We start from the raw sequence: 26,770 nt of genomic DNA, 5'->3' as shown, positions 1-26,770 counted from the left end.
TGCTTTTAAAAAAACCAGAAAGCTAGGTTTGTAGTTCAGTAAAGAACTTAAAAAACTCTAATCTAAAAACCTTCTCGCCTCTATCAACCACCAAAGTGGCTAGATACTAGCAAATCTTTTCCACACCAATAGCAGTTGGCCCTTTGTTTTCTCACCTTATGGCCACAAGAAGGGCACTCTTTCAGGTTACCAGTGGATATTTTTCCATCGCGCTTACCATCTCGCAGATCAATCTGCCCCATTTTTTCAATAAGTTCGGCCTCGGTTACCCCTAACTTTTCCGATAGAAGCTCCCACATTACCTGATTCGGCAACACTAATGTATCTATACGTCCCTGAATATCACCGACTTCCAGTTCCAGGTTAGCGGCCATCTGCTTTGCATTTTGAGCTCGATATCTCGCATCATCGATTTCTCGCTGCTGAAATTAATCCCAAATAGTGTCTAGCATTTATTTCACCTCACTTTACAAATCAGGAAAAATTGGATCAGATCTGCATTTACGATTTTCGTTTAATCAAAATTATAAACAGATATATCAAACCAAATAGTGTCCCAAACGGAAAAAAGCTAATCCAAATCAGTGATAGTATTAAAGAATACCAGAACAACCACTTAGCTCGAAAAGACGATAAAAACAAAGCAGTACAGGAAATCAACAAGCCTGGACCAGACAATAGGCCTCCTATAGCAAAATTAGAGAGGGATTGACTCATCATGCCTGCCATTACTTCAGGGGATGTATCAAGTGATTGGGCGATCTGAAAAGTTTCCCAAAAACTCAACATCCCCAAATGAAAGAAGACAATAATCGGGGTTTGAAGAACAGCGCCCAATATAGAAAGAACGCTCCCCAACTTAACCCGCTTCTTCCCCTCCGGGCAAAGCTCACTTTCCGGGGAGCTATATATGCTATGTTCAAAACTCATTCTTACCTCAGAAAACATCACATCCTTCATCAAGGATTTATAAATTGTGTCCCTTTATTAAAGCGGTAGCGGTTGCCCTAGCAATAAGCTTCCCCTCTTGAAGAAGCTCTCCTTCCAGAAAGCAGACAGTTCCACCTCTAGATACAACTCTGCCCACACCCTCAACTGGTCCCACTTTAGCTGGCCGAACAAATTGAGTCTTTAGCTCTAGTGTCGGAGCAAACTGACCAATATTCAGTGAAAATACCAATGCAGGACCCATTACGTCGTCGAGCATTGCACATAGAAACCCACCCTGTATTGTTCCCGCAGGATTTAAGAATGACTCACTGGCAAAAAATCGGGCTTTGATCTCCATTTTTTCACGTGAATAGCTTATTAACTCAAATCCCAGAGTTTTCGCACACTCAGGTACTGTCAGATCTCCTGACTCTACCATTTCGTAGATATCCATATTTCCCCACTTGGCTCTTTTGTCTCAACTCAAGCCCACTAAAAAGCTGCGGCAGAAGCGTTTACAACTCGGTGTAAACTGGTTATTCTGAAAAAAAATAAAACCTAGATGCCAACATAAGTGTCCCCCCTGCCCGCTAGAAATCCTAGTGGCTCAAGTAATTTAGAACTTTTCTTGGACGAATGTTTATTCGGAACACTACATCATCAATACGGCTTTTGGGTATCTTGCCAATTTTTATACCTTTCGGGAAGAAACGTCTCAGTAGATCATTTGTATTTATGTGATGTCCCCACCCCACTTCAGATTTGACGCACCAACATCGAAGTTTTACTCGAACAAACCTGGAGCCACTGGTAGATAATGTTTTGAGCAGGTTGCGGCCTTAAATCTCTTGGCTGCTTTGACTTATAGCCCCTGTCGACGCAAACTGATAGCAACTGTTTTTTGATTATATTTATTCCCCTGCCCCCCTGCCAGGTGAGTCGCTCGGCTACTCTTTTTGACTATAAAGCTCTACTGTACCAAGTCATCACGCTGCATTCGGTATTACTGACACTTAGAGTGAGTAGCCGGTCTTCACACCCAATCATAAAACCCGCTACGAGATACATCCAACACCTTGGCTATCGTCTCAATATGAACGCTTACCCGTACTTTTGTATAAAGGCGTACCTAATTCCAGGCTCTTTGCAAAGTACACTGCGGCCTTTTTAAACATTGCCGGTTCTTACGATTGCTCAGCTAACTGGCGCTTAAGACCGGCATTCTCTGCAGCTAACTCTTTTTCGGCAGCTTCTTGACACTAATATAACTTAGCCTCACTTCACTACCCATAAATCTGGGAAGAATGCAGCCTTAGCTATTTAGCGGCAACGCGTACACCGGCATTGGCCACAACATAGTGCTAGTTTATCTTTTCTATACTCCTCCCAGTATTGATTTCGAGTTGTTTTGGTTGATTTACTTTATCGTGTCATAGGGCACCTCTTCTGCATAGTTGATAGCTTAAGAGAGCGTCCGCAGGATCACTCCTCTATACCGAGCATGTCCGTTGTTATGACAACTCAGAAAGTACTAAGTCTGAAATCCACAGTAATGAGCGAAAAATAGTCACGCGAACAACCCGCAGCGAAAAAAATCAATTAATCATACAATTTTAAGTGAAAATCTTGCATTTATAGTTATTTTTATTCAGTTAACCCTTGACAAAGAATGATTTCGCATATAACTTCTTCCCGCATGTCAGGGTAGACAATGTATATCGTTTAGGGAATAAATGAGTAATTTCTATATCGTTACAGAAGCTTTATTTCACACATCTTTTTTAGTCAACTCAGCGGTTGAAAACCTAGAAAAGTCAGGTAAATACGACAAATTTATTTTTATAATTAGAAATAAAAATGGATTATCAAAAAGAGATTTAGATCACGCACACAAAAGATCAAATTTCAGCTGCAAAAGTTCTCAAATTGAAGCTATAAACAAAGCTTATAAGGGTGTTAGTTCTGCGGAAAGAGAACTATTAAAACTTTACGATATCCCGCAGTTACACTGCTTAAGTGGGAACCACATAATAGAATCCCAAGACTTAAACTCGGATAACTTAAGAGTAAAATTAGAGAAAGACACTTCAGATAAAAGAGCTGGAATATTTTTGGATTGCATCCTATCTCCTTGGTGGATAGATATTTTTTCAGGCAGAGTAGTCAATGCACATACTGCTATTCTGCCTTTTGCAAAAGGAATGCACGCAATTGAGCAGTATATCCTTGAATCTAGTATCGAAGGAGTCGAAAATACTGCCGGCGCTACTATCCACTACATTGATAGCGGTGTAGATACCGGAAACATAATAAAAACTAAAAAATTAAATAGGGTCTGGTCGCACTCCTCAATAAGCCATATAAAAGCTGAAAGTTACCTTCTCGCATTTAAATTGCTAATTGAGTATGCTCTTGAGGATAATTCATTTTGTATAAATGATGCGTACAAGCAGGACAATATTGGGAAAGAATTTTATTCAAAACACTATTCTCAAGAAACAGCTATCCGCTCTAATGAAAGATTCTTAAAGCTAAAGCACAATGAACTGGAGATAAGTAATGAGTGAAATTAATTATCTTCTTTTTATATCAACTTCCATTATAATAAATGCTATTCCAGGACCAGATGTAGTTTTTGTTATTAGTAATTATAAGTATCGAGGTTGGATAGCTGCAACCCTTAGTATTGTTGGACTTGCCTTGGGTTATCTTTTCCATGTGATTATAACTTACATAGGTGTTTCAGCTATTATTGCAAGCACCCCTTTATTGTTTAACGCTCTTAAATATTTGGGGTGCATATACCTTATTTGGTTGGGCGGAAGTATAGTGCTTGATGCCTTTAACTCAAAAAAGGGGATTGCTCGAAAAAATCCGGTCGCCTCTACGGAGAAATGGAAATATTTAACACAAGGTCTTTTAACGAGTGTATTAAACCCCAAAGTAGGTATTTTTTTTCTCGCATTTATACCCCAGTTCATACCGGAGTCACCAGACAGTGAAATAAGCATTCTGATACTAGGTGCACTGTTTTGTGCAGGAGCAACATTCTTTAATTTTCTCTATTGCTTTCTTAGCTCTTTAGTTAAGGTATCCACAAGTCAAAGCAGCTTCACTCAAAGTGTACCAGGTTATCTTTTAATCGGCGTAGGCATATACATGGCTTTTTAGAGACGACTACCAGCCATATAGGATATCCTGAATAATTGATTTCGATCTACCATATAGACCTCCTGTAATGAAGAGAACTCAAAAGAACGTTATTAGAGATATAGTTGAAGGACTTTAATTGCAATCACTCATTCACTTACATGAGAGCTGATTGTCGGAGCTCGATAAATTTTTTATTTAACAAATTTAACTCATAAGGTGCTCAGCAAAATTATTAGATAGTACAACTGACAAAAATTACTTTTGCAAAAAAAAGCATAAAGTTATTTGCGCTTAAGGAGTCAGAAGATGTATAAGATTTAGGCTCTAAAAAAGGCTGCCCCTCACATTATTTGTCGGCAGCAGTAGATTAAAGATTATACCCAACCTACTAGATAGGTCGGTATTTAAAACTATCAGCGTAAAGCTTTATTGTTAACTAAGCGACGAAGATGCTCAAACAGTCAATTAATGCGAGAAGCCCCCACTAGAGAAATCACCCAATAAACGTTATATAAACACTCATTGGGAGCGGCAAATAGTTTATAAACAACAGGGGGAGCTGAAAGAAAGATTAAAATCTTATTCTATCCTGTGATTTATCCGCACAGGTCAACCTAACCAGAACTGAGAAAACTAACAGAATTATGTCTAGGCAATAGGCAATTTACCGCACCCCTTAAATGTTAAATTATATCCATAGAGAACCATAAGACAGAAATAGCTACGAAGAACCTTGAAAGCTTCGCTCCAAAAGGACCAATATCGAGATAAATTACACATCCTCATACAAGCGCCAATATTGATGCATCTGCAATCAACACTAATTTATATTGCATAACATACAAGCCCACTATGAAACGTTAAAAATTACATAAATCAATAAGATAATGAGGACTTATTTAGCCACCCCAAAGTAAAGCCCATTTATGTGAAGCCATAAAACAACGAGAAAAACCTAAACTTATTAACCCAAACAATATATACCACTGCCATATCACAGCAGTAGAACCAAAGAGAAATCATGTATGATTTTAGCAGCTAAATTATAAGAAAAATATAAACACAGCGCTTGAGAGGGAACTAAATTTTTGTGTAATTATGTAAAAAGGAAGTTTTATGATATATAACAGCGCCTCAGAATTAGTCTTTGATGATATTTTTCTAAAAAACTCAGATATTATTCAACATGCAAATCTTTACCTAAAATTAGAGGGATTTTCACTAGGCGGATCTATAAAAATCAAACCTGCTTTAAAAATGATGACACGCCTTAAACTAGAAGGGAAGCTGAGCACAAACTCAACCATTATAGAAAGCTCATCAGGCAATCTAGGAATTGCACTTAGCATTGTTTGCGCAATAAGAGGTTACCCTTTTATATGTGTTGCTGACCCGAACATTTTACCAACTTCTGAGAATCTAATTAAAGCTTATGGAGGAGAAATAATAAAAGTCACTAAAAAAGATTCTAACGGCGGTTATTTGAAATCAAGAATTGATAAAATTCAAGAAATGTGCAATGAGGACAACTCTCTTGTATGGGTAAATCAATATCAAAATACTGATAACATTGAAGCCCATTATTTAAATACAGCGCGTAGCATAGCAACGCACTTTCCCAATTTGGATTATTTGTTTATTGGAGCGGGAACCACCGGAACTTTAGGGGGGGTTAGTCAATACATATCTGAATATATACCAAATGTGAAGATTATAGCAATAGACTCCGAAGGTTCTGTTACATTTGGGGGCAGCCCTGGGAAACGGTATATTCCTGGCCTAGGTACAAGTGTGGAGCCTCCAATTAGCGAAAGATCAATATATGATAAATTAGTTAGAGTTCCTGAAAAAAACACAATAGAGATGTGCCACAGAATGGCTAGAAAAGGCATTTTACTCGGTGGGTCTTCTGGCACCGTTTTAGCCGGAATAGAGAGCTGTAAAGATAAAATTCCTAACGATGCAAATATTGTCGCTATATCTCCTGACTTCGGTGAGCGATATATCAATACGCTGTATAACCCTCAATGGGTAAAATCTAATTTTTATATATCCGATGATTTTTGGCTAGAAAAAGTTAAAGCGGCATCCTAAAAAGAGAAATACCATGATGACAAGAAGTTTTAAAATATTAGGTGCAGACACCATTCAAAAATGGCTAGGCACTCACAACCAAGAAATTATAGAAACTGTAAAAAGAACATATAAATCATTCAAAAATGGTAATACTATTTGCCCTGACAGCTACTTTTTAAAGTTTCCCTCTTCACCGGAAAATAGAATTATTGCCTTGCCAGCCTCCATTCAAGATGAGGATAAAGTTTCAGGAATTAAGTGGATTGCAAGTTACCCAGAAAACGTCAACAACGAGTTAGACAGGGCATCTGCCACTATTACTCTTAACTGTGGCAATACAGGATACCCCATTGCCTGCCTGGAAGGCTCACTAATCTCAGCATCTCGTACGGCTGCATCCGCAATTTTAGGCGCCACCTATCTTCATCCAACAAAAGGCCATATAAAGAATCTATCCATTGTGGGAGCCGGCCTCATAGCTAAGACAATTGTATCCTTGTTTCACTCCTTAGACTGGAAAATTGAAAAGCTAAACATAGTAGACTTATCAAAGGGTAGAGCAAAACATTTTGAAAAGAAATTTTCAAATCATAAGACCACAGTGAGCACAGATATATCTACGATAGTTGAATCAGATATGATTGTATTTACTACCTCAGCTATTAACCCGTATGTAGATGATATGGAGCTTTTTTCAATGAATCCAACAATTTTGCATATGTCATTACGCGACATAAGTCCTAGCATAATATGCAAAAGTCAAAACTTCACAGACAATACAGATCATGCAGTTAAGGCAAACACTTCATTACATTTAGCTGAACAATTAATAGGGAATAGGCTTTTTATTTCTGGAGATATTGTAGACTTAATAGACCATTCGGTAGAAATTGACTATAGGAAGCCAAGAATATACTCACCATTTGGAATGGGAATATTAGATATAGCAGTTGGCTACGAGATTTATAAGAGCGCAAGTAAAGCTGATATGATTAGTTGTGATAACTTCTTCCCTCAACCTTACACAACACCTGCATAATATATCTTTAAGCACGCCGAAATCCCTACAAGGCACCTCTAAGAATTCGGAGATAAATTGACGAAATATTAGGGTGCTATTTTATAATTGAGTTTTAGTAATCCAATTAAGTTTCTCTAAAAAACTGACAACTCGTCTAACTCAGAGCGTGTTGCAGCGAAGCCCTGAGAAGCTGTTTTATACTTACCCAATTTATACATATCGATTTAAGAGCCTGTGGACACCTCTCAAACTGCAAGCTTTAATCACATAGTCAGTCCCCAGTAACCCACTTCCCACAAGGCAAAAAAAAGCCCCGCAATTGCGGGGCTTTTTAGATAGGCTTTAAGGCCGGCTTACATCATGCCGCCCATACCGCCCATGCCACCCATACCGCTCATGTCAGGAGCAGCCGGCTTGTCTTCCGGAATCTCTGCAACCATGGCTTCGGTGGTGATCATCAGGCCAGCGATAGAGGCTGCCGCTTGCAGAGCAGAGCGGGTTACTTTAGCTGGGTCCAGGATACCCATTTCCAGCATATCGCCGTACTCACCAGTAGCAGCGTTGTAACCGAAGTTGCCTTCGCCTTGCTTGATCTTGTCAACAACTACGGAAGCTTCGTCGCCAGCGTTGGAAACGATTTGACGCAGAGGCATTTCCATAGCGCGCAGGGCTGCTGCGATGCCGTGGTTCTGGTCTTCGTTGTCGCCAGTTACAGAAATAACCTGGGTAGCGCGAACCAGAGCGGTACCACCGCCAGGTACTACGCCTTCCTCTACTGCGGCGCGGGTAGCGTGCAGCGCGTCTTCAACGCGGGCTTTCTTCTCTTTCATTTCCACTTCAGTAGCGGCGCCTACTTTGATTACCGCAACACCGCCAGCCAGCTTGGCTACGCGCTCTTGCAGCTTCTCTTTGTCGTAGTCGGAAGAGGACTCTTCGATCTGTGCACGGATCTGGCTAACGCGAGCTTCGATGTCTTTAACATTGCCAGCGCCGTCAACGATTACAGTGTTTTCTTTGGACAGGGTTACGCGCTTAGCAGTACCCAGGTGCTCCAGAGTGGTACCTTCCAGCTCCAGGCCAACTTCTTCAGAAATCACGGTGCCGCCAGTCAGGATAGCGATGTCCTGTAGCATGGCTTTACGACGGTCGCCGAAACCAGGTGCTTTAACAGCAGCAACTTTAACAATGCCGCGCATGCTGTTTACAACCAGAGTTGCCAGCGCTTCGCCTTCTACGTCTTCAGCGATAATCAGCAGCGGCTTGGAAGCTTTAGCTACTTGCTCCAGCAGGGGCAGCAGGTCGCGGATGTTGGAGATTTTCTTGTCTACCAGCAGGATGAACGGGCTGTCCAGCTCGGCAGTCATGTTCTCTTGGTTGGTGATGAAGTAAGGAGACAGGTAGCCGCGATCGAACTGCATACCTTCTACTACGTCCAGCTCGTTTTCCAGGCCAGAACCTTCTTCAACAGTGATAACGCCTTCTTTGCCAACTTTTTCCATGGCTTCAGCGATGATGGTACCAACGCTCTCGTCGCTGTTAGCGGAGATAGTACCTACCTGAGCGATAGACTTGGTGTCAGCACAAGGAGTGGACAGGCCAGCAATGTGGTCAACAGCTGCGGTTACCGCTTTGTCGATGCCGCGCTTCAGGTCCATTGGGTTGAAGCCAGCGGCTACGGATTTCAGACCTTCGGTTACGATAGCCTGGGCCAGAACGGTAGCGGTGGTGGTGCCGTCACCAGCGGTGTCAGAAGCTTTGGAAGCAACTTCTTTAACCATCTGTGCGCCCATGTTTTCGAACTTGTCGCTCAGCTCGATTTCTTTCGCTACGGAAACACCGTCTTTGGTTACGGTAGGAGCGCCGAAGGACTTGTCCAGAACTACGTTGCGGCCTTTAGGACCCAGAGTAGTTTTTACAGCGTCTGCCAGGATATTTACGCCTTTCAGCATTTTCTGACGAGCGTCGTCACCAAAAATTACGTCTTTAGCTGCCATGATTCTTATTCCTCAAATTCTTTTTGCGAGTAAAGTTAAAGGCTGGCCTTAGCCTTCCAACACGCCGTAGATGTCACCTTCGCTCATGATGATCAGCTCTTCGCCTTCCACCTTGAGGGTATTACTGTCGGCATAGCGACCGAAAACAACAGTGTCACCTACCTTCACAGACAGTGCGCGAACGTCGCCATTGTCCAGCTGCTTGCCCTCACCCACGGCTACCACTTCACCTTGGTTCGGCTTTTCTTTGGCAGCGCCTGGCAGCACGATACCGCCAGCTGACATCGCTTCTTCTTCCTTACGGCGTACTACGACGCGGTCGTGTAAAGGACGAATTTTCATGGATAAGTTCTCCATTGAGTCGTTTTAATGGTTTCCAACATGGACGGCACTGGCCCTTTGGGCCGGTAACCTCACCCCTCTCTGATCCCCAGAGGCGGGGCTTAATTCTCAGTTGAACCCTATCTATGGGCGGGAATAAGGATTTCAACACCATCAGGTGAAAAAACTGCAAAGCAAATTCTCATCACTGACATTTTGTATGTTTTTTAACCCAATCAGGACTTGGGGCGCTTATCTTCAACGGAGTGTTGATTCTCTCCGGGGCGCTTCTCATCTTTCGAATACTCCCCCTCAATAATGTCATCGCCATGCTTGTGATTTGGCGACTGATTGAAGTGCTGCGGGGGAACCACTTTTACATGGCGAAGGATAAAACCGAGCAACAGGTTCCTGAGCCCCGGTATCAGGCAGATAAAGCCGAAGAAGTCGGTAATAAAGCCCGGAGTGAGTAACAACACACCGCCTACAGCGAGGAATATCCCTTCAACCATCTCTTTGGCGGGAATATTTCCAGCCTGCATCTTCTCTTGGGCCCGCATCAAGGTAGAGATTCCCTGGCGGCGAAGCAGTGTCACTCCTACCACTGCGGTCAAAATAACCAGACCGATCGTTGGCAGGGCGCCAATTTCACTGCCTACGGCAATCAACACCCACATTTCGAGTACAGGTAGAGCTATAAATAGAAGTAGTAATGGGCGCATTGCGGGAATTCCTAGTTAACCAGCTTCGCAGAGAGCCGGGGCGATCACGGTTTTTTCAATATGCTGTAGTAAATGGAGTGGGGAGGCAAATTATTCAAGGGCGCCTTATTCAACCCCACGAAAACTGGAGATAGGGAGGATTGAATGGCAAGCGAGCAGCAGGATGCGATAGAAGTGCCAGCTATCGGGCGTAGCCGCCATTTAGTGGACGATATTTTAGCAAAAGCGGACATTCAAATTAATGGGGAGAGGCCCTGGGATCTACAACTCAACCGGGAAGCAGCCCTGGATGAGATCATCGCTCGGCACAGCCTGGGGCTGGGCGAGACGTATATGCGCGGCGACTGGGACGTGCAGGCTTTGGACCAGTTCATGCAACGGCTACTGTCTGCAGAGCTACACCTCAATTTAAAAAACTGGCGCTACTTATGGCGAACTATACGCAGCAACTTGCTGAACTTACAAAGTAAAAGCCGCTCATTCAATGTAGGCGTACAGCACTACGATTTGGGCAACGAGTTCTACAGCGCCATGCTCGATTCCCGTCTCACCTACAGTTGTGGTTATTGGAAAGACGCAACAACCCTGGATGAAGCCCAAGAGGCAAAACTTGATCTGATCTGCCGAAAACTGGAGCTGAAGCCTGGTATGCGCCTGCTGGACATCGGTTGCGGGTGGGGCAGCCTGGTCAGCTATGCAGCGCAGAAATACCAGGTAGAGTGTGTCGGTATCACCATCTCCCGGGAACAGCGTGCCTATGTAGCAGAGCGCTATAACGACCTGCCCATTACCGTGAAGCTGATGGATTACCGTGACTTAAATGAACCTTTCGATCGAATTGCCAGTGTGGGGATGTTTGAACATGTAGGGCATAAGAACTATCGCACCTTCATGCAGGTAGCTCAACGCTGCCTGGATAAAGATGGACTAATGCTGCTGCACACTATCGGTAACAATATTCGTAGTTCCTCCACTGACTTATGGACAGAAAAATATATTTTTCCCGGTGGTGAAGTGCCTTCATTGGGGCAAATAGGAGATGCTGCCGATCGCCTCTTAGTATGTGAAGACGTACACAACTTCGGCTATTACTACGATAAAACACTAATGGCCTGGCATGAAAACTTCGAGAAAAATTGGCCGCACTTTGCCGATCGCTATGGCCAGCGCTTCTACAGAATGTGGCGCTACTACCTGCTTGCCTGCGCAGGTGGCTTTCGGGTGCGAACTCTACAACTGTGGCAGTTTATGTTCTCGAGGTTCCGCACCGACGGTGTCACCCGGTTAAGCTGAGGTTGGTTTAGCCCCTGCACTAATTGCAGAAACAAAAAAGGGTGAACTTTGTTCACCCTTTTTATGTTCGGATACAGAGAAACTTACAGGCGCGCTCCGCCATCTATATCCATCACGCGACCGGTAACATAGTCATTCTCCAGGATAAACGCTACTGTCGAAGCGATCTCATCCTGCTCACCCAACCTGCGCAGAGGTACTTGTTTTACCAGGCTTTCGAGAATTTCCGGGCGCATCTGTGCAACCATATCGGTGCCGATAAAGCCTGGGGCAATTCCGGCAACACGCACACCGTAGCGCGCGAGTTCGCGTGCCCAAGATACTGTCATCGCGGCAACACCTGCTTTACTGGCAGAGTAGTTGGTCTGCCCCATATTGCCCGCACGGGACAGGCTGGAGATATTGATCATCACCCCACCCTTACCGCTTTCCGCCATAATGCCCGCAGCAGCGCGGCCGCAGAGGAATACACCGGTGAGGTTCACATCGATCACCGACTGCCACTGAGCCAGGGACATACGATCAGTCACTTTGCCATCTTTGCACTTGAGCAACATGCCATCGCGCATAATGCCGGCATTATTAATCAGCACCTGAAGCCCACCAAAGTCCGCTGCAATTTTTGCAAACCCGGAATCTACCGTTTCTTCATCAGCAACATTGATCAAGTAGCTGCGAGCCTCAGCACCGAGTTTTTCACAAGCAGCGACACTCTCTTTCAGGCCTTCTTCATTAACATCGATCAGGGCCAGGCGCGCGCCCCGTGCGGCCAAATACTCGGCCATCGCTCGGCCCAAACCCTGGCCCGCACCGGTAATCGCAACAATACTGTCAGCGATCTGCATATTAAACTCCTCGTCGTCGCTCGTTTTTTAGATTTATCGTTTATGACTGCCTTCGAACCTGCCCTATGCAGGCTAAAGGGGGAATTACCATTCGTAACCTACGCCAACGGTCACTTTGGTATCTTCTTTTTCACTTTCCAGGGAGGGCGTATTGTCGTACTGCCACTCGTAACCGATTTCCATCAGCACGCCTTCAACCAAAGGAGTTCGCACCCCCAATTTGGCATTAGCTTCGTAATCGTTACTGTGATCAAAGGATTGTAAGGTTTCCTGGTCGAAATAAATTTCCGGCCCAAGGGAAAACTTGTAGCGGTAGTTAAGTGCGATTCGACCGGCGACATAACGCTCGTCTTGGCCTTCACTCAACTCCTCGTCAATAAAACTCTCTTGCAGGCTACTCACACCTCCTTCGAGGGAGAAGGTGGTTTTGCTTGTGTCGTAAAACAGATAACCCATACCGAGACCGAGAGTGGTTCCCAGATCCAGGTTCTGTGCTTCTTCTCTTTCCAACTCACTGTTGGCTGCAGCAAACCAATTTTCAGAAAAGATCCAGCGAAGATCATAGTTGAGCTGGTACTTTTCCAGATCACCGTCTTCTTCACTCTCCTGGTTTTGGTACACCGCCCCCATCAGGTGCTGAAAATCGTTATGACGAATATCCAAGTTGATGTTGACGTCGAGGTCTTCGCGCTCGCGGTTACCGCTCTCGAATACGCCTCCGGCAGTAACATCACCGCTGAACAACACCGGACTGGTGGTAAATGTGCTGTAGGGTTCTGCCCGCTCAATACCGGGGAAGTCGATCAGCCAACCGCGCCCCTCAGCACAGTACACTTCCCAACGCTCTTCGCGGTGGCCAGCCAAGGTACAAGGTTCATCCCTGCCGGCAATTTTGATATCGGTATCGACATCCATCGACACTACTTTGGATTTGTCGACTTTAACTTCACCAAAGGTCTCTGATTTCCAAGTAACCTGATCCCTCTCCACAAGCACCAAATCACCTTGAATGCGATCGCCATTTTCCAGAGTCAGCACACCGGCATAGGCCTGGAAAGGCGCAATAAACAGGAGAGTTCGTACAAAGAACCTGGGGAGTCGTGTCGATAAAACCACTAAGAAACCTTGGATTTTTAGGTGTATGAAAGGCGCAAACAGCCGTAGTAATCGCACCATAATGCCATAACTAGAATCATGTGGCACGCCATCAAAGTAGCCGCTTTTACGCAGGTCTGACTGTGACCTTACAAGCTGGTAAAGTATCCATAAATGGCGAATAAAAATCTCAGATTCACAAGATTACAAAGTAAAAAAGTGCGCCTAATTGGCGTATTTCGCCGACAGTTTGAGCTTTTTATGGAAAAACAGAACTCCCTGGAAAGAATATGCCAAGCTTTGGCAGCCATCCCCAAGGGCCGGGTTGTCACTTATGGAGACTTGGCTGAGATGGCAGGCTACCCACGTGCCGCTAGACTCGCTGGTCAGACGCTGCGTAAGTTGCCCAGGGGTACCAAGCTCCCCTGGCACCGAGTGATCAACGCCCAGGGGCGCATCTCCCTGCCAGAGCCCGGCGCCAGCCGCCAGCGTAAGAGACTCGAAAGCGAGGGCGTTACATTGTTGAAAGGACGGGTGGATATGAGTAAATACCGCTGGAAACCTTAGCCGCCGCTGAAGACAAACTACGCAACCTCATCTGCCCCCCAGGGCGCAACCCAAAACAGCAGGATCATCCCGGGAACCGCCAGGGCGGCACACAGGAGAAAGAAATGTGTCCACCCCATTCCCTCCACCAAATAGCCGGTGGAGGCATTGGCGAAGGTGCGCGGGAGTGAAGTCAACGCAGTAAACAAGGCAAATTGGGTCGCGGTGTGCAACTTGCTGGTAGTGCGGGCGATAAATGCAATAAACACCGCTGTCCCCAACCCCACCCCGAGATACTCAAAGGCAATTACTATCGCCAATAGCCAGAGGCTAGGATTGAAATCTGGAGTGCCCACCAGCTCGCCATTCACTTCAGACAAAATCATAAATCCGAATATTGAAACCAGCTGTACCACACCGAAAATCCACAAGCACTTATTAATCCCGATCTTTACAATTAATAAGCCGCCAAAGAAACCGCCAATTACCGCAGGCCACAAGCCGGCATTCTTCGCCACTATGCCAATATCCGTATTGGAATATCCCATATCCAGGTAGTAGGGCGTCGCCAGTGCTGTGGCCATGCTATCGCCGAGCTTGTACAAAAACATAAAGGCCAGTACGAGCACCGCCTGTTTTACACCATTGCGATTAAAGAATTCGACGAAGGGTAAAACAATGGCTTCCCGCAGAGAATTAGGGCGAGCTGCTGGATGTTCCGGCTCAGCGACCATCAATGTCATAAAGACGGCAATCAACATGAAGGCCGCAGTAATCATAAACACCTGGTCCCAGGCCAGGTGATCCGACAGAATCAAGCTGAGGGAGCCAGGGATCAAGCCGGAAATACGATAGGCGTTGGCATGGAAGGAATTGCCCAGGCCCAACTCCTGGTCCGGCAAAATTTCTCGCCGGAAAGCATCCAGGACTATATCCTGGCTGGCACTGAAAAAAGCCACCGCAAAGCAAATTGCGGCAATTGACCAGATATCAAACTGGGGACTGAACATCCCCAGGACACCAATGGAAACTATCAGCAACAGCTGCATTACCAACATCCAGCCCCGCCGGCGGCCGAGCATCGGGAATGCATAGCGCTCCATCAGCGGAGACCAGATAAATTTCCACGTATAAGGCAATCCCAGCAATGCAAAAATACCGATAGTGGCCAGATCCACGCCTTCGGTACGCAGCCAAGCGGGCACCAACTGTATCAATACAAAAAGAGGCATCCCCGAAGAGAAACCGGTGCCAATACAAATCAGCATACGCCGATTAAACACCGCCTCCCGAATGGTTTCGTGGGCCATAGTTTGTCGCTTTTATTCGCTGAGCATCGTCTACCAGTGATACCCGACCCGACAGGCAACAGACACACAATCAAACATAAGGGCGAGTCTATGGAGGGGTGGGTTTCACCTTTACAACCACCATAGACACAAGCCGGGCAGAATGCCCGGCGAAGAGTTTTGATATGACATAGGGATTTAGAAAAGAGCTGAATTCAGGATGTACTCTTAGAGAGGAAATAGCATCCCTGTAAACCTTAGGTAGTGCCCGCTCCCGGCTGCACTTCTTCTCCCGGCCAGTCGCGCTGCTCGCGGCGCCAAAAATAAATGGACAGCGCAATGGCTGGAATTCCCATAAGCGCCGCATAAATAAAGAAGTAGGCATAACCCTGAGCATCCACCACTATGCCGGAAAAACCACTGATAAATTTCCCCGGCAAGGTCATCAGGGAGCTGAACAAAGCATATTGAGTGGCGGTATAAGCTTTATTGGCAAGACTGGAGAGAAACGCGATCAGTATCGCATTGGCAATTCCTCCACTGATGTTGTCCGCACTAATTACCAGCGCCAACCAGGCTTTATCAGGACCGATCACAGCGAGTTGGGCAAATAGCAGGTTGGTGCAGGCGACCATAACCGAACCGAGTATCAACGGACGCACAACACCGTAACGCACCACTAACAGCCCGCCTAGAAAAGAACCGATAATGGTACAGAAGAAGCCAAACAGCTTACTGATTTCAGCAATTTCCGTTTTGGTAAAGCCCAGATCCAAATAGAAGGGATTGGCCATCACCCCCATCGCAATATCACTTAAACGGAAGATACCGATAAATAGCAACAGAATGATTGCAAAGCGGCCATTGCGCTGAAAAAATTCGATAAAGGGGCAGGCTACGGCGCGAATAAACCACTGCTTCAAGCGACCGTGCTCCCCCTTGCCCAACAGGCGCTGGGCCCACTCGCTTTGCAGCTCATCGGCTTCTTTGTTTACCTTGCTGTGATCAGGCTCGGCAATAATCAGGGTGGTAATCAGGCCCACGCCCATCAATCCAGCCATCGCAAGATAAGCACCGGACCAGCTAAAGATATCCGCAATAAACAGGGCGCCCGCTCCGGCTATCAGCATTGCCACCCGATAGCCAAATACATAATTGGCAGCCATAGCGCCCTGATAATCGTCATCCATGGCCTCAATTCGATAGGCATCAATCGCCACATCTTGAGAGGCCGAACAGAAAGCGACCCACAGGGCCAGTAGGGCTACGTGCATCAGAGAGAGCTGGGGATTTACACTGGCCATACCTATCAGGCCAATCGCTATCCCGATTTGGGATACCAGCATCCAGCCCCGACGCTTGCCCAATTTGTCCGTGAAAAAAGGCAGACGCAGCTGATCGACAATAGGGGCCCAGAGAACCTTGATCGAAAAGGTGATCCCCACCCAGGCAAAAAACCCGATGGCGGTACGGCTGACACCGTAGTCCCGCAGCCAGGCAGTCAAGGTAGAGAAAACCAGCAGTAATGGGAGGCCGGCGGAAAAGCCGAGGAAAAACATGGTGAGTACACGGGGCTTCAAATAAGCGGCCAGCGCTTGCCCCCATGTCATTTGCTTTTGTGAGTTGGTCAAGCGCGGGCCTCCAGAGCCTGAGCCGCCGCAACAGCGATCACCGTGCAGCGGGATTAGATTAATTTATTTACTCAGTGGCCCCACAAAACTTCCAGCTCCGCTTCGGCCAACTTATTGGCATTGATATTGAAGCCAACTTTAGCAGGAGAAGTGTTTTCATCCAGCGGCAGGGATTCCACTTTCAAGGCATAGACACGAAAACGATAGCGATGATCCCCGTGCCCCTTGGGCGGGCAGGCACCACCGTAACCGGAATTACCATAATCATTGCGTCCCTGCACTGCTTCTGGAATCAGGCCGTTTTTCAGATCACCAGCCCCTTCCGGAAGATTGGTAGTATCCACTGGGATATTAAATACCACCCAGTGCCACCAACCGCTGCCGGTAGGCGCGTCGGGATCGTAAGCGGTAATAGCAAAACTCTTTGTGCCCTCCGGTGCCCCACTCCAGCTCAATTGGGGAGACAGGTTCTCACCGCCGCAGCTGCCATAAACATGGGCCATGGGCATTTTCTTTCCAGCTTGCAGGGAGCTGGATGACAGTGTCAGCTTCTCAGCAACCGCGTTGGTTCCAGTCAGTGACAGCGCAGCAGCACAAAGCAGCCCGGCCAAACCCCGGCCGCCCTTTTTCAATAAATGGCTCATATCCCAGTTCCCCTTTTAGTTTTCTTCACTGGACAGCAGTGGGCCCACTTTGTCCAGATCCATATTTCCGCCGGTCAGAACAACCACGACATTCTTATTGCGAAAGCGCGCGCTGTGCTCAATGATCGCAGCGAGACCCACCGCAGCCGACGGTTCTACCAGCTGTTTGGTTCGCGTCCACAATAGCCGCATCGCATTGACGATACCAGCTTCGCTGACTGTCACAATATCCCGCACCGTGCGCTCAATAACGGCGTAATTTTTGCCGCCCAATGTTGTGCGCAGACCATCGGCGATCGTATCGGGCTGTTGTGTGGTGATATGAACGCCACCGCGCAGTGAACGCTGGGCATCATCCGCTCCGGCGGGTTCCGCACCAATTACCAGGATATCGGGGGCAAGCGCAGCCATAGCCAATCCCACGCCGGACAAAAGTCCACCGCCTCCCACTGGCGCCACAATAACGTCTGGAGCAAAGCCCTGTTCGCGGCTCTGCTTGAGCACCTCCATGGCTACAGTGCCCTGCCCTGCAATAATGCGCTTATCGTCATAGGGCGGGACTTCGTGCGCACCGGTTTCCTCAAGTACCTTTGCCAAAGTGGATTCGCGATCAGCCAGGCTGGGGCCCGAAGTCACCACTTTGGCACCGTACCCTTCAACCGCCATGCGTTTTGTCTTGGGAGCCGTTTCGGGCATCACCACCGTACAGGCCAATCCCCGCTGGGCTGCTGCCCAGGCGAGCGCCGCACCGTGATTACCGGACGAATGGGTGGCAACTTCCTCGACCCCGTCCGGGAGCAGCGAAAGCGCATTAGCCGCGCCCCGCGCTTTAAAGGCGCCCACTTTCTGCAAGTGCTCACACTTAAACCACAAATTGGCGCCCGTCAGCTCGTTCAGCTGCCGAGAGCTGAGCAGAGGGGTCTCGTGTACCATGCCTGCAATATTTTGAGCGGCACTAAATACATCCTCACTGGCAGGTATCTCGTTGCGATCCAGGGGCATAACACTGTTATCCTTTTCGACTACATGGGAATAATCCAGCTTATCCACCGCCGATAACATCCAGTGTTCTACGGAGCAGGCACAGTGGAAAACCATGCCTGTCGATAAGGAATTATTTGCTGAGCATACGCAGGAATTTCATTTTCCTGTCGTTGAAGGGTGCATATCGTATATCGATATCGAGGATATTTCTGCGCCGCATTACGGCCTTGTAGTGACTGAAAGTGCGGAAGCCATGCTCTCCATGGTAGGACCCCATACCGCTGGCACCGACGCCTCCAAAAGGCAGGTCCTGGGCCAGCATAAACATCATGCAGTCATTCACGCAGGCGTTGCCGGAGCTGCAACGGGATAGAATCCGATCCGCCAATGCTTCATCCTGGGTAAATACATACAGGGCCAGGGGCTTCTCTCGCTCATTGACAAACTCCTCCGCTTTGGAGAAATCATCCAGTTCAATAATGGGGAGTATCGGGCCAAAGATCTCCTCCTGCATAACTCCCGCAGAGAGATTGACGTTGCGCATTATGGTGGGCGCCATATAGCAGTCGTCCACATCGACTTCACCGCCAAATACCACCTCTCCATCCCCCAGGTAATCCGACAGGCGAAGGGTGTGCTGGCTGTTAACAATGCGCCCATAGTCGGCAGATTCTCGCGGATGCTCCCCATACATTTCCCAGAGCACCCGCTGCAACATGGGGGTGAGCCGATCGGCTGTACGCCGACTACAGAGAACATAATCCGGGGCGATACAAGTCTGCCCCGCATTGGTAAATTTACCCCAGGCAATTCGCCGTGCAGCCACTTCCAAGTTGGCATCATCGGCAACAATACAAGGGCTCTTTCCGCCGAGTTCCAGGGTTACCGGAGTCAGGTATTTAGCCGCCGCACTCATTATGATTTTGCCGACCCGGCCACCGCCGGTGTACATAATATGGTCCCAACGCTGCTCCAGCAGCGCCGTGGTTTCTGCCACACCACCTTCGACACATGCAAAGGCATCGTTGTCGAGATAACGCGGTAATAATTCTGCGATTAACCGGGAGGTTGCGGGGGATAACTCCGAGGGCTTTACCACCGCACAATTGCCGGCGGCAATCGCCGGTACCAGCGGCGATAACAATAATTGCAGCGGATAATTCCAGGCACCGATAATCAGCACAACACCCAGCGGCTCCGGTTGCACATAGCTCTTGGCCGGCTGGGTCATCATCGGCGATTGGACCTTGCGCGGGCGCACCCATTTCTTCAGGGACTTCAGGGTGTGATCGATATCGTTGTAGAGAAATGAAATTTCAGTGAGGTAGCTTTCCTGGGGAGCTTTGCGCAAATCATCGTGAAGGGCTTGGACAAAATGTGCCTCGTTCTCGGAGATCATCTTGCGCAGTTGACACAGTTGCCTGCGCCGCCAACTTATTTCGGCAGTGCTACCACTGCGAAAATAGGTTCGCAACCCCGCCACTAATGTGGCTGCATTCCAATCGTTTGCTGTAGCCAGATCTGACAACATCTGCGGTTCCAGTACCGAAACTTCCAAACCCTACTTCCTTCAATGAGTATAAGCCGTCACAGGCAATGGCTAGCTCCGCTTTATTGGTATGGCAAAGCGCCGAAGTCCGGCAGCTGGGGCGCGCAATTTCGTAGGAAGGCGGGGATAAGTCAATATAGAGAGGAAATAAAATTTTGAAAATGACGACAAGCTCAGCAGCCGCCCCGGAGCGCACTAAGTAGCTCAGAGGCGATTGTTTTGGCTATCAGATAAACAGAACCAGAAGGGCTAAACCAGTTATCCACAGAAGCAAGGTTCTGGAAAGCAGTGCCTGCAGCCCCTCAATCTCGGCACCGCTTTGGCGCTGCATTTGCGACAGGTCGGAACCGCCACTGCACTCGCTGGCATCAATACCGCCAAGAGCCCCTTCCAGGTAAGCCTCAAGAACTTGATCGGTTTGGCTTTCACGACACATCAACACCCGGCGCCAAGCGCGGTAACAACCGGCAAAATTGCCCACAATGGCAAAGCTCAGTCCCATCACACGGACCGGCAACCATTCCAGTAACCACAACCAGCGCGCCGCAGTCGCTTCCTCGGAAGAGCCCCGGGTATTTTCAGCATATAGAGCACTCAAGCGGAAGAGTACTGCCCCGGGGATACCCAGCAGAATAAACCAAAACAATACGGCAAAGAGTCTCTCAAAGGCACAATAGGCTGCGCCGCGAAATACCTGCTCATGCAAGCAAGTATCATCGGAGGGCGCTTCGTGTAACTCGCGCAAAATAGGAGCTGCCGCTTTGTTAGCACCTTCAAAGTCTCCGCTGTACCAATTACGCAGGTAATTCGCGACAATCTCGTTGAAGTTGCCGCGACCGAGACAATAGAGCAGCAATGGCACCCCCAACAGCAAGTAACCCAGGCCGCCCGCTGCGCCCTCTGCCAGCGCCATCACAATCGCAGAGATCAATACTGGAACCAGGATAGTGACACCAAGCAGCAGACCACTATTGCCATTAATACTGGGCAACGCCTGTAAATACTGGCCCCAGCGACTGAACCAACCATCGCGATGTAACGGGGCCCCTGAACCCCAGATTTGCACCAGGGCAACGGTGATCAGAACAATTAACAGAGTCATAAATAATCCGAGACTGTTTCAGTTATCAAAATCGTGCTGCGACTCTTGTTTACTAGAGGCCGTCCCACTTTTGAGGTTCGCTACTGGGGATCAAACGATTTCTTTTAGCTTATTGAGGTAGCGCTCCCAGTCAAAACCCGGACCCGGGTCCAATTTTCGGCCGGGGGCAATATCAGAGTGACTGGCGATTCTATCGATATCAATGGAGGGGTATGCCTGTATAATCGCTGCACTCACCTCGGCGAGAGCATGATATTGAGCATCGGTATATATATCGGTATCCAACCCCTCCAGCTCAATGCCAATCGAAAAATCATTGCAGTTGGTACGGCCTTTAAACTCAGACTTGCCCGCATGCCAGGCACGCCGATCCAGGGGAACGTATTGCGTTACCAGGCCATCGCGGTCGATCAAAATATGCGCAGACACCTGTAATGCAGCAATATCGGCAAAATAGGGGTGCGCATCGATATCCAACTGCCCCAGGAAAAAGGCATCAATGTAGGGGCCGCCATATTGTCCGGGCGGCAAGCTGATACTGTGAATCACCAATAGATCCACCGCACAGTCTTCCGGGCGGCTATTGCAATGAGGACTCGGAACCCGGCGCGCGCCCGCCAACCAGCCAGACTCCACTTGATATTTCAATCTGCGATCTCCGCTGCAACCTATTGATAGCCCCGGTATCGCCCGAGGCTTCAGCAGTTACCATTCTATGGAAGCGTTGATCGATATGCCAATCTGATCGGAGCAGTATCGCGACATAACTTGCGGAAAACCACTGGCCACTGAATATCCCTGCCAAATACTCAACGTCCGCTCGTTAGTTTCCCGAAAATTAGCGCTGCTCACTGCGCTTCTTGCGCACATTACCAATCACGGACTGCAGCGCCCGCTCAAACAACATACCATCATCCAGTGGCATAAGCTGTGCCGAACGCAGGGCGTGGGCCAGCTCCAGACGAGCAAACTCGGCAACCTTAGCGCCGTTACGATTAACGAAGATAAATTGGTCGATATCGCGAATTACTGCCGCCAGACGACAACGGAACTGCTCATCCTCAGATCGTTTCAGCTCAAACCAACTGCCCTGTGCCAGGCGGAAGGTCATCTGCCAGTGAGGATCATCTTCGTCAAGGGGTGCCAGTCCATCCTGCTCCGGTGCAGCCACCTCTGCTTCAGCAACTGCCTGCTCAAGCTCTTCCATCTGCGGCACCGCCACTTCTTGGGGTTCGGCTTGGACAGCTTCAACAGTAACTTCAGCTGGCTCGCCTGGAAGTTGGACTTCGGCAGTGTCTGTAATCACTTCCTGGGTAACCACAGCTTCAGCAATTACCGCTTCAGTCACGGCAACCGTAGCTTCAGTAACACCAGCGGGTCCGCCATCAGCAGCAGTTTCCTGTTCCACGACAGGGGCAACTGGCTTGTCAGCAACATTATCAGCAACAACAGACGTCGGCTCAGCAGATGTCGCTGCGCGCACTTCGCGGGCAACCTGCTCTGCCACTTCACGCTCACGCTGCTCCGCCAATTGCTGGGCCAGGGCAAAGCGCTCGCGATAAACTTCTTTGAGGCCAGAGAAAAGAGTGCGCGCTTCGAAAGCGTTATAGGAAAGCGCCTCAATTCCCTCGCGCAATCTCTCCTGCAAAACAGGCAGTAAGCTCAATAACTGTTTGCGGGAATCCGGCATTGGGGCCTGCACACTCCACACGAGATCTCTCGCTGTGCGCACGTCGCGGTTCCAGGCGTCGCTCTCTGTACCCTCTTTGACGCAAGTCAGGAACAGCACGTTGTTCCAAACTTTGTTCAACCAATCCTGCACCACCTGTGGCAGATCCCGCTCTGCAACCAAGGCATCCATCACCGCAGCTACCCGCGCTCGGGCAGCTTGGGTCTTGGCACGGCCATCCGCTTCATCTACAACGCGACGCTCCAGCATCTCAGCGCGCTTGCGTTCGCGGACGATAAATTCCCGCAGTGATTCCAGCAAAACGGCAAAGATGTTGATGTCCCGATCAAACTCATTAAGCACGCGCTCAACAATTTGGGATATCTCTTTGTACAGGGGATCGGATTCGTAGTTATCCCCTGCCTGCCACCCGGTAGCCGCATCGGCCAACTCGTTGAGCAGTTTACGCGCAGGGTGACCGCCTTTACTGAAAAATGATTTATCCGCAATGGCCACTTTCAATAGTGGCAACTGCAATCGACCTAAAAGGGATTTAATCTGGGTAGCGAGGCTACGATCTTCCAGGATAAAGGAGAACAGCATCTCCACCAGCTTGATCACATCACTATCGACTTTTGCCAGTGAGGCCGCCTGGTTAGAGTCCACCAGCCGCTGCTGTAGCAACTCGCCCACATTTAGCAGCTGTACCGCACTACCACCCTGATAGTGGCTTCCACTTTGCAGTGCTCCCAAGTGGGAAAGAAGATCCCCAGCGGGCATCGGTGTAACGCCTGCCGCAGCGGGTACCAGCCCTGGAGGAAAGTGTCCGGTAGCGGCAACGCCACCTTGCCCAGGTTGGCCACCAGCCGTAACACCGCTGGGCCCACCAGTCGGTGCATTGGCAATGGGAGCGGGAGCGCCGTTGTAGGCAGAGCGCTGCCTGGCTACGCGCTGCTGTTCACGCAGCGACGGCAATACGCCCTGCTCTACGAGTAGCTGATTGCAGAATTCATAGAAGTCGCGCAGTTGCAACATAACTACCTGCTCGAATTTTTTAAGCAGGGTGAGGCGGGCGCGGATGTGAAGATCCAGGTCCTGGTTTGCCTCTACGAAAGCATCGCAGATTACGTCTGGACCCAGAGGATTATTCTTGTCATACACCTTAACGGCGTAGAGCGTATCGAGCCTCATACACAACTCGGTGAGGGGCTCTGCAAAATCGCGCTTGGCTGTAGCCACCATGGTGTCGGCAGCTACTAGTTGCTCCAGGTCATCATTGTGAACCAGCGACAGGTTATCCGAAGCGAAACTACTTTCTGATTTCTCTTCTTCGCGTATCTGAAAAGCGCGAGAGACATTCTTAATAAATTGTTCGGCTATATTGCGGCGCTCCACACGAAGTAAGCGCAAAGCCTGGAAAAGGCCATCCTGCTCTTCCTGGCCATGGGCTCGCTCAGCCATGGCAAACAGGGAATCATCTACTTTTCCGAAAAGCGTTTTTATCCGCTCCAGCAATTGTGCCGTCGCTTTTTCTTTCAGCATTGTCACTGCGGCGGGCAGAACAGCGGGCTTACCTGATGCAGAAATATTGCGCGCTCCACTTTTCTCTGAGAGGGAAACTACCTTTCTGGATTCACTCATTTCCAAGAAGTCCTTCGAATGCTGTCCGACTTGTAGCGCTGAGGCCAAAAGCAAAAATTAGTAATTGGAAAAGTGGTCTCCCAAGCGGAAACGGATACTTTCAATTCCCCGATAACCACATTCCCAAACCTGTTGAAATCCCGCCGCGATCATGTGCGAAAAATCTGCCGAAGTTCTTGATTTCACTCAAGTTTTGATCGCGAGAGAACAGCGTTTATCGACCCTGCCCTGGAACAATTCAGGCTGCGATCAAGCCTTACTATTCAGCCATTCTACTCGCGTTATAGGACTGTTTTACACAGTTCCGCGACATATTTGAGACACTTGTCACAGCTATTCGTAGAGCCAACTGCTACCTGCCAATGACTGAGTAATACAGTCAAAACCCCGAGTGTTTTGGTAAACTGCGCCGGCGTTAATTTCGAGGTTTCCCAATGCGACCACAAGACACGGCTATTCCCAATATCACTGCCGACCTGCAACGCTCAGTTCAGGTGGCCCTGGAAGAAGATATTGGTAGTGGCGATATCACCGCCCAGCTGATCCCAGAGGACCGCAATGCGCGGGCCCGGGTAATCACCCGCGAAGATTGCACTCTTAGTGGTCGCGCCTGGGTAGAGGCTGTATTCCACACCCTGGACCCGGAACTCGTCCTCACCTGGCACTTCGAGGACGGCGACCGCATCAGCGCCAACGCCGTTATTTTTGAACTGGAAGGCAATGCCCGCGCTATCCTCACCGGCGAGCGCGCTGCACTGAATTTCCTGCAAACCTTATCCGGTACTGCCACAACCGCTGCGGAGTTCGCCGCGCGAGCTGAAGGCACTGAGGTGAAGATTCTCGACACCCGCAAGACCATTCCCGGTCTGCGCAGCGCACAGAAGTACGCCGTACTTTGCGGTGGCTGCCACAATCACCGCATCGGTCTTTACGACGCCTTCCTGATCAAAGAGAACCATATCTTCGCCGCCGGTGGCATTGAGCACGCCGTCGCCCAAGCGCGAGTGATCAAGCCGGAAGCCCTGATTGAAGTCGAAGTGGAAAATATTGAAGAGTTGGAGCAGGCGCTCGCCGTTGGTGTGGACGTGATTATGCTCGACGAATTCAATGATGAAGACACTAGAACTGCCCTGAAATTGGCCAAGGGCAAAGCCAAAATTGAGCTTTCCGGCAGTGTCGACCGGGATCGCATCGCCCAGTTAGCTGAACTGGAAGTGGACTATATCTCTTCTGGTAGCCTGACCAAGCACCTGCGCGCTATCGACTTATCCCTGCGAATCGATCTCTAGCGCTCACAAGACCCATCATCACTGCGCTTAGTGATGGTGATGATGGTGTCCCTGCTCTTCCGTGTCTTCAGCGGGAGCTTCCATCCCACTCATCTGCCCGTGGTTGGCGTGGTCTCCGTGTCCACCGTGGCCCATAGCCCCCCAAATGGTCCAGATACCAAACAGCAAAATCGCTGCGGCGAAACCATAGCGAACCCCCGGCTTTTGCACTATGCCACGCACCTGTGCCGCCGCAGCACCAGTAGCCAGCATGGCAGGCACAGTGCCCAAACCAAAAGCAAACATCGCCAGGGCAGACCGCTCGGCACTGCCTTGGGCCAGGGCGAACGTCAGCGCGCTATAAACCAAACCACAGGGCAACCAGCCCCACAGGGAGCCCAGTGCCAATGCCTGCCCCGCAGAGCGAACCGGTAATAATTTGGCCGATAGTGGCTGCACATAGCGCCAAAGGTAACGGCCCCCTTTTTCAATCCAAGCCAATCCCTGCCAGATACCACCGATATACAGCGCCATCAGGATCAACATGATCCCGGCGGCAAATCGCAGTGGAGTTAGTGCCGGCAATATCGCCGCACCAAGGGCACCGGCGAGCGCTCCCATCAGCGCATAGCTACCCAGGCGACCCAATTGGTAAGAGCCCAGCTGCACCCAAGCAGTCTTTTTCCCCGGTGTCGCCATACCCAGCGCTCCGGAGATTCCCCCACACATACCGATGCAGTGACTGCTACCCAAAAAACCGATAGCCAGAGCCGCCGCTAAAAAACCCCAGTCCCCCACTTACTTCTCCTGCTTCCTTTCCGCGTCAGATTTGTCCTGCTGAACATCATCGTCATCAAACAAAATGCGACGACCTTCCGTTTCCAGATCATCGTACTGTCCGTTATTCACGGCCCAGAAAAAGAGCTTCACCGCAAAGCCAACCAAAATCACCGCAATGGGAATCAGGAAATACAGACTTTCCATCAGTTACACCTCC

General features: G+C 48.9%; 25 protein-coding genes. 7 read left to right on the top strand and 18 right to left on the bottom strand.

The window, feature by feature from the left end:
- Positions 1–83 precede the first annotated feature (83 nt).
- The 3 genes from ACJJIW_RS11495 to ACJJIW_RS11485 all read right to left on the bottom strand — a co-directional run bounded on the left by ACJJIW_RS11495 (position 84) and on the right by ACJJIW_RS11485 (position 1,384).
- Complete coding sequence (locus ACJJIW_RS11495; protein ID WP_444935214.1) at positions 84–374, bottom strand: zinc ribbon domain-containing protein; 291 nt, start codon at positions 372–374, stop codon at positions 84–86.
- Between the two features lie 127 nt (positions 375–501).
- Entirely contained in the window at positions 502–930 is a 429-nt protein-coding gene (locus ACJJIW_RS11490) for a hypothetical protein (RefSeq protein WP_282931595.1), read from the bottom strand.
- Between the two features lie 37 nt (positions 931–967).
- Positions 968–1,384, bottom strand: coding sequence for a PaaI family thioesterase (locus ACJJIW_RS11485; protein WP_282931594.1), 417 nt, complete (start codon positions 1,382–1,384; stop codon positions 968–970).
- A 1,279-nt stretch (positions 1,385–2,663) separates the two neighbouring features.
- Here ACJJIW_RS11485 and ACJJIW_RS11480 point away from each other — a divergent pair.
- The 4 genes from ACJJIW_RS11480 (at position 2,664) to sbnB (ending at position 7,198) form a co-directional block, all read left to right on the top strand.
- Positions 2,664–3,497, top strand: coding sequence for a formyltransferase family protein (locus tag ACJJIW_RS11480; RefSeq protein ID WP_282931593.1), 834 nt, complete (start codon positions 2,664–2,666; stop codon positions 3,495–3,497).
- Positions 3,490–4,101, top strand: coding sequence for a LysE family translocator (locus ACJJIW_RS11475; RefSeq protein ID WP_444935213.1), 612 nt, complete (start codon positions 3,490–3,492; stop codon positions 4,099–4,101). Before ACJJIW_RS11480 ends, ACJJIW_RS11475 begins: the two co-directional genes overlap by 8 nt.
- Before the next feature lie 1,098 nt (positions 4,102–5,199).
- Positions 5,200–6,177 carry a 2,3-diaminopropionate biosynthesis protein SbnA gene (sbnA, locus tag ACJJIW_RS11470; RefSeq protein ID WP_444935212.1) on the top strand — a complete coding sequence of 326 codons (978 nt, stop codon included), beginning with the start codon at positions 5,200–5,202 and terminating at the stop codon, positions 6,175–6,177.
- 13 nt (positions 6,178–6,190) lie between these two features.
- The gene (gene sbnB / locus ACJJIW_RS11465; protein ID WP_282931590.1) at positions 6,191–7,198 is read left to right on the top strand and encodes a 2,3-diaminopropionate biosynthesis protein SbnB; all 1,008 of its coding nucleotides are present in this window, start codon (positions 6,191–6,193) and stop codon (positions 7,196–7,198) included.
- 335 nt (positions 7,199–7,533) lie between these two features.
- Here the strand turns inward: sbnB and groL are convergent, their stop codons facing one another.
- The 3 genes from groL to ACJJIW_RS11450 form a co-directional block, all read right to left on the bottom strand.
- Positions 7,534–9,174: a chaperonin GroEL gene (gene groL / locus ACJJIW_RS11460; RefSeq protein WP_282931589.1), complete on the bottom strand. Its 1,641-nt coding sequence runs from the start codon at positions 9,172–9,174 to the stop codon at positions 7,534–7,536.
- A 48-nt stretch (positions 9,175–9,222) separates the two neighbouring features.
- Positions 9,223–9,516, bottom strand: a complete 294-nt coding sequence (locus ACJJIW_RS11455) for a co-chaperone GroES (protein ID WP_020412315.1) — start codon at positions 9,514–9,516, stop codon at positions 9,223–9,225.
- A gap of 215 nt (positions 9,517–9,731) precedes the next feature.
- Complete coding sequence (locus tag ACJJIW_RS11450) at positions 9,732–10,217, bottom strand: FxsA family protein (protein WP_282931588.1); 486 nt, start codon at positions 10,215–10,217, stop codon at positions 9,732–9,734.
- Between the two features lie 144 nt (positions 10,218–10,361).
- Here ACJJIW_RS11450 and cfa point away from each other — a divergent pair, with 144 nt between their 5' ends.
- A complete protein-coding gene (cfa, locus tag ACJJIW_RS11445; RefSeq protein WP_282931587.1) occupies positions 10,362–11,510 on the top strand; it encodes a cyclopropane fatty acyl phospholipid synthase in 1,149 nt (382 codons plus the stop codon).
- A gap of 83 nt (positions 11,511–11,593) precedes the next feature.
- Here cfa and ACJJIW_RS11440 read toward each other — a convergent pair whose 3' ends face one another.
- Positions 11,594–12,355: an SDR family oxidoreductase gene (locus ACJJIW_RS11440; RefSeq protein WP_444935211.1), complete on the bottom strand. Its 762-nt coding sequence runs from the start codon at positions 12,353–12,355 to the stop codon at positions 11,594–11,596.
- Positions 12,356–12,439: 84 nt separating this feature from the next.
- Entirely contained in the window at positions 12,440–13,471 is a 1,032-nt protein-coding gene (locus ACJJIW_RS11435; protein ID WP_444935210.1) for a DUF481 domain-containing protein, read from the bottom strand.
- Positions 13,472–13,711: 240 nt separating this feature from the next.
- Here ACJJIW_RS11435 and ACJJIW_RS11430 point away from each other — a divergent pair, with 240 nt between their 5' ends.
- Positions 13,712–14,017 carry an MGMT family protein gene (locus ACJJIW_RS11430; RefSeq protein ID WP_444935209.1) on the top strand — a complete coding sequence of 102 codons (306 nt, stop codon included), beginning with the start codon at positions 13,712–13,714 and terminating at the stop codon, positions 14,015–14,017.
- 17 nt (positions 14,018–14,034) lie between these two features.
- Here the strand turns inward: ACJJIW_RS11430 and ACJJIW_RS11425 are convergent, their stop codons facing one another.
- From ACJJIW_RS11425 to ACJJIW_RS11390, 8 genes are all read right to left on the bottom strand, one after another.
- Positions 14,035–15,306 carry an AmpG family muropeptide MFS transporter gene (locus tag ACJJIW_RS11425; RefSeq protein ID WP_282931583.1) on the bottom strand — a complete coding sequence of 424 codons (1,272 nt, stop codon included), beginning with the start codon at positions 15,304–15,306 and terminating at the stop codon, positions 14,035–14,037.
- A 236-nt stretch (positions 15,307–15,542) separates the two neighbouring features.
- Positions 15,543–16,916, bottom strand: coding sequence for an AmpG family muropeptide MFS transporter (locus ACJJIW_RS11420; protein ID WP_444935208.1), 1,374 nt, complete (start codon positions 16,914–16,916; stop codon positions 15,543–15,545).
- A gap of 71 nt (positions 16,917–16,987) precedes the next feature.
- Complete coding sequence (locus ACJJIW_RS11415) at positions 16,988–17,560, bottom strand: YbhB/YbcL family Raf kinase inhibitor-like protein (protein WP_444935207.1); 573 nt, start codon at positions 17,558–17,560, stop codon at positions 16,988–16,990.
- 15 nt (positions 17,561–17,575) lie between these two features.
- Complete coding sequence (locus tag ACJJIW_RS11410) at positions 17,576–18,610, bottom strand: threonine ammonia-lyase (RefSeq protein ID WP_444894726.1); 1,035 nt, start codon at positions 18,608–18,610, stop codon at positions 17,576–17,578.
- A 64-nt stretch (positions 18,611–18,674) separates the two neighbouring features.
- On the bottom strand, positions 18,675–20,102 hold the full coding sequence (locus tag ACJJIW_RS11405) for an aldehyde dehydrogenase family protein (protein ID WP_444935206.1): 1,428 nt from the start codon (positions 20,100–20,102) through the stop codon (positions 18,675–18,677).
- A 217-nt stretch (positions 20,103–20,319) separates the two neighbouring features.
- Positions 20,320–21,195 (bottom strand): regulatory signaling modulator protein AmpE, encoded by an 876-nt coding sequence (gene ampE / locus ACJJIW_RS11400; RefSeq protein WP_282931579.1) that lies wholly within the window; start codon positions 21,193–21,195, stop codon positions 20,320–20,322.
- A gap of 90 nt (positions 21,196–21,285) precedes the next feature.
- Positions 21,286–21,843, bottom strand: coding sequence for a 1,6-anhydro-N-acetylmuramyl-L-alanine amidase AmpD (gene ampD, locus ACJJIW_RS11395; protein WP_444935205.1), 558 nt, complete (start codon positions 21,841–21,843; stop codon positions 21,286–21,288).
- 190 nt (positions 21,844–22,033) lie between these two features.
- Complete coding sequence (locus tag ACJJIW_RS11390) at positions 22,034–24,505, bottom strand: DUF1631 domain-containing protein (RefSeq protein ID WP_282931577.1); 2,472 nt, start codon at positions 24,503–24,505, stop codon at positions 22,034–22,036.
- A 434-nt stretch (positions 24,506–24,939) separates the two neighbouring features.
- On the opposite strand from ACJJIW_RS11390, the gene nadC reads away from it, so the two are divergent.
- Positions 24,940–25,794, top strand: a complete 855-nt coding sequence (gene nadC / locus ACJJIW_RS11385) for a carboxylating nicotinate-nucleotide diphosphorylase (protein WP_444894729.1) — start codon at positions 24,940–24,942, stop codon at positions 25,792–25,794.
- A gap of 27 nt (positions 25,795–25,821) precedes the next feature.
- Here nadC and ACJJIW_RS11380 read toward each other — a convergent pair whose 3' ends face one another.
- On the bottom strand, positions 25,822–26,571 hold the full coding sequence (locus ACJJIW_RS11380; RefSeq protein ID WP_444926950.1) for a sulfite exporter TauE/SafE family protein: 750 nt from the start codon (positions 26,569–26,571) through the stop codon (positions 25,822–25,824).
- Positions 26,572–26,757: a cbb3-type cytochrome oxidase assembly protein CcoS gene (gene ccoS, locus ACJJIW_RS11375; protein ID WP_108732140.1), complete on the bottom strand. Its 186-nt coding sequence runs from the start codon at positions 26,755–26,757 to the stop codon at positions 26,572–26,574.
- Positions 26,758–26,770 lie beyond the last annotated feature (13 nt).

It is taken from the genome of Microbulbifer maximicatervae (SeqCode) (assembly GCF_052467815.1).
Note: the sequence above shows the minus strand (reverse complement) of the source record. Positions and strands in the feature narration are given on the sequence as shown.